4 protein-coding genes are annotated in these 6006 nt (G+C 51.3%); all 4 read right to left on the bottom strand.

Going from position 1 to position 6006, the window contains the following annotated elements:
• The coding region (locus ACESLU_RS10365) for a RagB/SusD family nutrient uptake outer membrane protein (RefSeq protein ID WP_372638580.1) at positions 1–1045 on the bottom strand (1045 nt) is incomplete at its 3' end.
• A 17-nt stretch (positions 1046–1062) separates the two neighbouring features.
• A complete protein-coding gene (locus tag ACESLU_RS10360; protein WP_372638579.1) occupies positions 1063–4257 on the bottom strand; it encodes a SusC/RagA family TonB-linked outer membrane protein in 3195 nt (1064 codons plus the stop codon).
• A gap of 295 nt (positions 4258–4552) precedes the next feature.
• Positions 4553–4747: a hypothetical protein gene (locus ACESLU_RS10355; protein WP_372638578.1), complete on the bottom strand. Its 195-nt coding sequence runs from the start codon at positions 4745–4747 to the stop codon at positions 4553–4555.
• Between the two features lie 12 nt (positions 4748–4759).
• Positions 4760–6006: BamA/TamA family outer membrane protein (locus tag ACESLU_RS10350; RefSeq protein ID WP_372638577.1), on the bottom strand; the 1247-nt coding region annotated here is incomplete at its 5' end.

Genomic DNA, 6006 nt, shown 5'->3' with positions numbered 1-6006 from the left:
CGTTATCCCCCTGGTACAGATTCGACACCGTAATGGGCTGCCCGTCCGTGCATAAATAATCCTCGACCATGCTTTTGGTTACCCCCCCGGTATAACTGAAATAGGACTGCACGTGGTTGGTAAATACGCCCAGCTGGTATTTTCGCCAGTACATGACCTCCGGGTTTCCGCTGAGATCGAGCACCCGGTGGTAGGCATTATAATCATTTTCAGGATCCCCCGTATTATACAGCGAATAGGGTCCGTCATCCATCACTTCTTTTGCTGCAGCGGCAGCTTCCTGGAGCCACATATCGGCATTGGATCCCCCGTGATATTTTTGCCAGGTTCCCTCGAACAGGGCCACCCGTGATTTTACCAGCAAGGCAGCCCACCGGTTCAGCCTGCCGGGGGCATTGCCGTCTCCCCAGTCGTCCGGGAGATGCTCCGCGGAAAAGTTCAGATCCTCAAGCACGTTATTCATCACCTCCTCCCGGGGAGTACGCGAAGCATATAATTCTTCCGAATCAATATTCAACGGTTGATCCACCCAGGGGACATCCCCGAACTTTTGTACTTTTTCGGCATAAAACCATCCCCGGAACAGCCGGGCTTCGGCGGCGTATTGATCTATTACCTCCTGGGCGATGTCTGCATTGCCGTAATTTTCAAGTCCCACATTGATGGACCGGATGAAATCCCAGCCTTTATAGCCGAACCACTCCGGACCAGAAGGCACATTATGTTTGCCGGCCCGGACCTGTTGAAAACGACTGTGCCGCTCATGCACTGGAGCCATATTATCTGCGAATTCATCCTGGAACCAGATACTGAATTGATGGCTTCCGAATCCGTTGTGATGCCCCTGCAAAATAGGGATGTCATTATCATCTCTCGCCCGGTCATACAGGCTGTTATTATATACCCTCAAATCGTTTTCCGTATTCCAGTAAGTTTCGCTGCTGACTTCATCCAACGGCGTTCTGGTAAGAAAATCGTCATTGCAACCATTGACAAGAAAGATCGCGACAAAAAGTACACTGAATGTTATTCTATAAGTTTTCATATCAAGTCTTTTTTAAATTATAACGAGATTTGTGCGCCGAGGGTGAAGATACGCTGCATGGGGTATTCAATAGCCCCGTTTCCACCATAACCGCCGATGCCTCCCTGCAGCGTCTCGGGATCCAGGGGGTCGCGTATCGGAGAATACTCCCACAGGTTCATCCCGGTAAAAAAGATTTGAGCGTTGGCTATCCCGAGCCTTTCCATGAGGTCATAGGGCAGCGTGTAACTCAGCCGTATGTTCTTCAGCCTGATGTACCCGGCATTTTGCAGGTAGCGGGACTGCACCTGCACATTCTTCTTGTCGTTGGTTGAAATATGGGGAGCGGGGAAATAGGCGTCCCGGTTATCTTCACTCCATGTGTCGGTGATAAAATATTCTTCCACATGACCGGCATTAAACGGAAAGAACCAGGTCCAGTTACCGGACGAGGGCCAGTAGTCTTTTTTCATGACGCCCTGGAAGAAGGTTACCAGCCTGAAATTTTTATACCTGATACCCGTGTTGATCCCAAAACTTCCCCTTGGGGTACTATTCCCAATCACTTTGCGGTCACCGGGATCGTCCAAAGTGTTACTGCCCGGACTGATCTGCCCGTCCCCGTTTAAATCGGCATATTGTATGTCTCCGGGCCGCCAGTTAGCTCCAATATTGAATTGATCGGGGGCACTCTCCACCTCCGATTCGTCCTGGAAAATACCGACGGTTTCATAGCCCCATATTTCCCCGATTTTTTGTCCCACATAATATTCCGAAAGCGCACCCGACGGATTTTCATATTTTGTGATCTCTGAGGTCCAGTCGGACAGGGCCAGGGTAATATCGTAATTAAAATCAGGGCTGACTGCATTGCGCCAGGTCAATTCCAATTCCCAGCCGGAGGTCTTTAAATCGGCGGCATTGGATTGCGGGGCATCGGTACCCAGGATACTCGGGTATTCCACATCCATCAGCATGTCTTTCGTCTCCCGGGTATACAGGTCAAATGAAGCTTCGAGCCGCTCGTCAAACATGGTGAAATCCAGACCGATATTTTGAGAAACGACCGTCTCCCAGGTCAGCGTGGGGCTCACCAGTCCCGGGGCGGATACGTAAGGGATCTGTCCGTCAGACATGATATAGGGAGACTGACCGATACCCATGGTAGGGATATAGGGGTAATAGTTACTTCCTAACGACTGGTTCCCCAGCTCACCGTAGGAAGCCCGTATTTTCAGGTTGTCCATAACGTCTTCGGTGCCGGACATAAAACCCTCATTTGAAATCCTCCAGCCTACTGACACCGAAGGAAAGAAGCCAAACCGGTCGTCTTCAGGAAACCGCGAGGTACCGTCATAGCGGCCGTTGCTCTCAATGAGGTATTTCTCCTTATAGTTATAATTCAGCCGGTAAAAAGCCCCTCTCAGCGCAACATGCGAACTGCTACCGAAGGTCTGCTGGGTACCCACCGTGGCATTCACATCCGTAATCGCGGGAGTTATGAGAGAGCGGGCCTGGGAACCGACGTACTTGTTCTGGGTCCATTCCTGGTTGAATCCCACCATGGCCGTTACATTATGATTCGAAAATTGGTCCATGTTGTACTCTGCATATACGTTAAATACATACCCCTTATTGGAATCGCCATCTTCCCGAATCCAGTCGTCACCGCTGAACCCGTTGCTTACGGGGTTCGGATCCGTAAGGTCCGTAGAGACAATATCAATTTTGCTTGCCACGTCCCGATAATCGCGATTGTAAATATTATAGGAGAAATCAGATCGGATAGTCAGGTTTTCCAGCGGTGTCAGGGTAACGCCCTGGGTAAGCCAGGTATCGTGGTTGGTATACGTCGTACGTCCCCCGTTCAGCAGGTACGGGAAGAAGTTGGTGCCCCCGAAATACATGCCGACGTATTGCTCATACTGCTCGCGGTCGCCGGGTTCCAGGTAGTGATCCAGGTCCGGGAACTGTACAGGCATTATGGGATTTACCCTGGCCAGGGTATTGATATTCACATCCCAGTTGTAAAAATGGGGCTTGTCGCTAAGTTCGGAATTGTATTGCACCTTTTCTTCCAGCCGCAGCCAATCCGTCACATCGAAATCAGCCTGCACCAGTATGTTATAGCGTTTGAAATTTTCATTATTCCCGGGTTTCAGGTAGCCGTCTTTGTTCAGGTGGCCCAGTGAGACGTAATAGGTCGAATTCTCGGATCCTCCCGAAATGCTCAAATCGTGCTGCTGGGTCGGTGCAAAGTCAGTCATCATCCGGTTGTGATAATCATTGAAACCGTAGAACCGGAGTTCCCCGTCAACCACGTCCCAGGCATTCTCTTTCGAGGGATTCTCCACCCACTGCCTGGTCCCTTCCACATAGGCTTCATCGTAACTTGGCACCCCGCTCGTCCGGATATTCGCTCTGTTGCGGGCCTGAACAAAATCATGGGGATTGGTAACCGGATTCATATTGAATATCGGTTTCGCCATCGACCACTGGGTATTCAGCGAGACATTCACCTTACCCGTATTCTGCCCGCTTTTCGTTTCCACCAGCACAACCCCGAAAGCGGCCCTGGCCCCGTAGACAGCGGAAGCGGCGGCGTCCTTCAGCACGCTTATACTCTCGATGTCATTGGGATTGATCCGGTTGATATCCATGGGCACGCCGTCCACCAGAATCAGCGGGGACCCGCCATTAATGGATTCAAATCCCCGGATATTAAAGCTCGGGCTCTCAGCGGGATCCCCATTGGGAACCGTTACATTCAGGTTGGGAATAACGCCCTGGAGTCCCTCTCCCGTGTTGGCAATGGAACGGCTTTCCAGTCTCTCGCTGGTAACGTTTGATACCGAGCCCGTAAGATTCACCTTCTCCTGGGTTCCATAACCCACAACCACCATCTCTTCACCCATTATGGCTTCGGAAACCAGTTCGATATCGACTTCACTGCGCCCGTTAATGGGTACTTCCTGGGTCTGATACCCTACGAAAGAGACCATTAACGTATCCTGCAGGGAGGACACCTCAAGACTGAAATTACCCTCCGCATTGGTGGAAGTTCCCGTACTCGTACCTTTTATGATGACATTCACGCCGGGCAGTGTCTCACCCGAATTGGCATCTGTAACGGTCCCGCCGATCTCCTGGGCCTGTACCGACACAGCAGTACCTAAAAAAAGAGTGAGCAGAAAACTTACGAATAGCGTTAACGATTGAATTGATTTTCCCATACAACCATCCTCTATATTTTAAAGCTATTGGTTATTTTAATCAACGACCATCTCGTGCTTAACCGATTAAGCATAGCAGTAATAAAAACAAGGCGGGTAAAGGTATTTAAAACACGACTTGGAAAGCTTCCATGTATCCCTTTTACTTTGGAAAGCTTGTATCCCTTTTACTTCTGAGTAACCCTTCTAATTTACTGCAATATCCCTGTTGTTTATCGTATCTATTTCAGTCTAAAAAAGATCTATTTTATTAGCAAATTATTTTTTAAGAAAGTAAATAAAGTTGTATGCGTTTCTAAATACTACGCTGCCAGGTTTTATAAAACAAAGCAATTAGAGGCCCGGAGGTCACCCTGATCCGGGGAAGTCCCCCTGGCCCCCCGCTATCCATCAGCCATTCCTGTGCCTTGATGCTGGTTATCAGCCAGTGTTGATTAAGCATATCACTGAACCCATGGTGATGCCGCCGCCCGTGCTTCTTCGCTGCCATTCCGGAGACCCGCTACCAGCCCGGAGAAATTGAAAATCCTACGTAGCCGGGTTGGTCGGGCCGCTGAAAAGGGATAGCGTAATACAGTTCGGCTACAATATAACCCAGTATGTTCACCCGGGCACTCAGACCCGTACTGAATACCGGGACCCGTTCGCCGGTCTCCCCGGAGCTCCATTTCAGATCCCGGAAGCTGAACGGATGATCCTGGTTCCAGGCGTAGCCAGCATCAAAAAACGGCGCAATAGTGGTAGGGACGGTACGCGAGCGGAACAGCGCCAGCTCTTCAGCACCCAACAGCGGTATTCTGAACTCCATGTTTGCTACCGCTATTCGGCTGCCATACAGCCGTTCTATGACGGCACACCCCTCCTGCCGGCTTTGCCCGCACTCTTCCGGACTGAAGGATCCGTAGTTATAGCCACGGATGAGCGTCTTATAGCCGACAAAATTAGGGGACAGCTCCTCTTCGGCTTTCGTCCCCTGCAGGTAGCGGCCGGTATGAAGTCCCCGGACGGCAAAAGTAAAGGGACGCATATAAAAATAGCGGCGATAATCGGCGAGTGCGTTCAGGAAGCTGAACGAGCCGGTGGTCGGCGTGAGCTCCAGCCGAAGCCGGTGTCCGCGTACGGGTCCGGTAAAAGCACTGATCGAATTATCCTCCACATAGGCCGTAGAAGCACTATAGAGATTCAGGGGGGACGGGGTGTCCAGGCTTTCCTTCGTCCGGTCGATCGGCTGACCCAGTTGATTATAGAATGTTCTCCGCAGTTCAAGGTCGTACCAGATATGGGACCACCCGGTGGAAAACTCCATCCGCTGCGTGCTGGAAAACGGGTACATTCCCAGCAATGAAATACGATCCTGGAAGGTTCTCCGGTTGAGTCGCTCCACGACCGGCAGGACCGCTTCCTCCCCGTCGACCGACAGGGTATCCTCCGTAACGCCCGCTGCAGTGGTCCGGTATGGCATGTGACTGACAGAGGCCCCGTAAATAAAGCGGTGATCCTGATTCAGATAAGCCACCTGTCCCCCGATATCCTTCAGTCTCCCCTGTGCCCTGATGCTGGTTATCAGCCGGTGCTGGTTAAGCATATCACTGAACCGCATGGTAATGCCGCCGGCCGCACCCGCCCCCAACTGGTTTGAAACACCGAGTCCCCCGCTGGCGCCGATATAGTCGAGGCTCAGTTTGGGCGTGTAATCACGGAGACCGAAGGAATCGGGATCCGGCAGATCCATATACGGCTCCCTGAAAT

Source organism: Fodinibius sp., assembly GCF_041642155.1.
Classification (GTDB): domain Bacteria; phylum Bacteroidota; class Rhodothermia; order Balneolales; family Balneolaceae; genus Fodinibius.
This window is presented reverse-complemented; position numbering and strand designations above follow the sequence as displayed.

Bases quoted from the DNA above. Each gene is read 5' to 3' on its own strand.
- ACESLU_RS10355 (WP_372638578.1), bottom strand. From the start codon at position 4,747: ATGGCAGCGAAGAAGCACGGGCGGCGGCATCACCATGGGTTCAGTGAT.
- ACESLU_RS10360 (WP_372638579.1), bottom strand. From the start codon at position 4,257: ATGGGAAAATCAATTCAATCGTTAACGCTATTCGTAAGTTTTCTGCTC.